Source organism: Gluconobacter sp. DsW_058, from assembly GCF_002153615.1.
GTDB classification, from domain to species: Bacteria; Pseudomonadota; Alphaproteobacteria; order Acetobacterales; family Acetobacteraceae; genus Gluconobacter; species Gluconobacter cerinus.
The window spans coordinates 2,501-5,442 of the sequence record NZ_JOPH01000083.1 but is presented as its reverse complement, the minus strand read 5'-3'; the positions used below and the strand labels follow the sequence as shown (position 1 = coordinate 5,442).

The following is a 2,942-nucleotide window of genomic DNA, read 5'->3' as shown; positions in this document are numbered from 1 at the left end:
GTGGTTGCGGGGGTAGGATTTGAACCTACGGCCTTCAGGTTATGAGCCTGACGAGCTACCGGGCTGCTCCACCCCGCGGTGGTATTGGTGATGTTGGTGTTGTGGGAGTGGTGAGTGGGCTAGGGGACCTGGCGGCGACCGACTTTTCCGCACCTTGAGGTGCAGTATCATAGGCGCTGAGGGATTTCACGGCCGAGTTCGGGAAGGGATCGGGTGTAGGGCCCTCGCAATGGCCACCAGGTCTTCTAGCCCACCCAGTCTTTTTGAGAGTGGGTGGAGGTTGGTGTTTTATGAGTGTGGCTGATTTCTGTGCATGTGTTTGATGTGAGAAGTATGAGCGATTAGGACCGGTTAGCTGCATGCATTACTGCACTTTCACACCCGGCCTATCAACGTGATGGTCTATCACGGCTCTATGAGACCTCGTTTTGAGGTGGGTTTCCCGCTTAGATGCTTTCAGCGGTTATCCCGTCCACACTTAGCTACCCGGCTGTGCCACTGGCGTGACAACCGGTGCACCAGAGGTATGTTCATCCCGGTCCTCTCGTACTAGGGACAAATCCTCTCAAGTCTCTTACACCCACGGCAGATAGGGACCGAACTGTCTCACGACGTTCTAAACCCAGCTCACGTACCACTTTAATCGGCGAACAGCCGAACCCTTGGGACCTGCTCCAGCCCCAGGATGTGATGAGCCGACATCGAGGTGCCAAACCTCCCCGTCGATGTGGACTCTTGGGGGAGATCAGCCTGTTATCCCTAGAGTACCTTTTATCCGTTGAGCGATGGCCCGTCCACGTGGGACCACCGGATCACTATGGCCGACTTTCGTCTCTGCTCGAACTGTCATTCTCGCAGTCAGGCGGGCTTATGCCATTGCACTCGACAGCCGGTTTCCGACCGGCCTGAGCCCACCATCGCGCGCCTCCGTTACACTTTGGGAGGCGACCGCCCCAGTCAAACTGCCCACCATGCAGGGTCCCGGACCAGGCTTACTGGTCTCGGTTAGACATCAGAAAAATTCAGGGTCGTATTTCAAGGGTGGCTCCACCGGTGCTGGCGCCCCGGCTTCAAAGCCTCCGACCTATCCTACACAGGATTTTCCTGATGCCACTGCAAAGCTGCAGTAAAGGTTCATAGGGTCTTTCCGTCTGACCGCGGGTACCCCGCATCTTCACGGGGAATTCAATTTCGCTGAGTCGATGCTGGAGACAGTGGGGAAGTCGTTACGCCATTCGTGCAGGTCGGAACTTACCCGACAAGGAATTTCGCTACCTTAGGACCGTTATAGTTACGGCCGCCGTTTACCGGGGCTTCAATTCAATGCTTGCACATCTCCTCTTAACCTTCCGGCACCGGGCAGGCGTCAGGCCCTATACGTCATCTCACGATTTCGCAGAGCCCTGTGTTTTTACTAAACAGTCGCTACCCCCTGGTCTGTGCCACCCAACCATGGTTGCCCACGATTGGGTCTCGTTTATCCCGAAGTTACACGAGCAATTTGCCTAGTTCCTTCAGCATCGTTCTCTCAAGCGCCTTGGTATTCTCTACCAGTCCACCTGTGTCGGTTTCGGGTACGGTCTATACGCCAGAGCTATTTCCTGGAATGGTCGAAAAGCCTGTTCAATCCGATAAGGACAGACAACATTTCTCATTCGTCACTTCTGGCAGGCCTAGGAATATTCACCTAGTTCCCATCGACTACGGCTCTCGCCCTCGCCTTAGGGGCCGGCTCACCCTGCGTGGATTAACCTTGCGCAGGAACCCTTGGACTTTCGGCGACAGTGTTTCTCGCACTGTTTGTCGCTACTCATGTCAGCATTCGCACTTCCGATATCTCCAGAGGGGGTCACCCCGCCTCCTTCGCAGACTTACGGAACGCTCCGCTACCGCGCATTCATAAGAATGCACCCACAGCTTCGGCACGTGGCTTGAGCCCCGTTACATTTTCGGCGCAGGGTTTCTAATAGACCAGTGAGCTATTACGCTTTCTTTAAAGGATGGCTGCTTCTAAGCCAACCTCCTGGTTGTTTTGGAATCCCCACATCCTTTCCCACTTAGCCACGATTTAGGGGCCTTAGCTGGTGGTCTGGGCTGTTTCCCTCTCGACAATGGACCTTAGCACCCACTGTCTGTCTGCCGGGCTATACTCCTGGGTATTCGGAGTTTGGTTAGGTTTGGTAAGGCTTTGGGCCCCCCTAGCCCATCCAGTGCTCTACCCCCCAGGGTAAACACCCGACGATCTACCTCAATAGATTTCGCGGAGAACCAGCTATCTCCGAGTTTGATTGGCCTTTCACCCCTAGCCACAGCTCATCCCCGACTTTTTCAACAGGCGTGGGTTCGGCCCTCCAGTGCGTGTTACCGCACCTTCAGCCTGGCCATGGCTAGATCACTCGGTTTCGGGTCTTCTGCCAGCAACTCATTCGCCCTATTCAGACTCGCTTTCGCTACGCCTACACCTAACGGCTTAAGCTCGCTGCAAACAGAAACTCGCTGACCCATTATACAAAAGGTACGCCGTCACCCCATAAGAGGCTCCGACTGCTTGTAGGCGTCCGGTTTCAGGTCTCTTTCACTCCCCTTATCGGGGTGCTTTTCACCTTTCCCTCACGGTACTTGTTCACTATCGGTCACTAAGGAGTATTTAGGCTTGGAGGGTGGTCCCCCCATGTTCAGACAGGGTTTCACGTGCCCCGCCCTACTCGAATCCTCACCAAGACACTACGCATACGGGGCTATCACCCATTATTGCCGGACTTTCCAGACCGTTCTGCTTCTTCTTGGTAAGGCATTGGCCTGCTCCGCGTTCGCTCGCCACTACTAGCGGAATCTCTGTTGATGTCTTTTCCTCCAGGTACTGAGATGTTTCAGTTCCCCGGGTTTGCCTCATGCACCTATGTATTCAGTACATGATCCTCTTGCGAGGGGGTTGCCCCATT

1 tRNA gene and 2 rRNA genes (1 of these 3 cut by a window edge) are annotated in these 2,942 nt (G+C 54.9%); all 3 read right to left on the bottom strand.

Annotated features, from left to right (window positions below):
• Nucleotide 1 precedes the first annotated feature (1 nt).
• Nucleotides 2-78 (bottom strand) — tRNA-Met (locus HK24_RS13305).
• Nucleotides 79-126: 48 nt separating this feature from the next.
• Nucleotides 127-241, bottom strand: a 5S ribosomal RNA gene (gene rrf / locus HK24_RS13300).
• 80 nt (nt 242-321) lie between these two features.
• A 23S ribosomal RNA gene (locus HK24_RS13295) occupies nt 322-2,942 on the bottom strand (it continues 116 nt past the right edge of the window).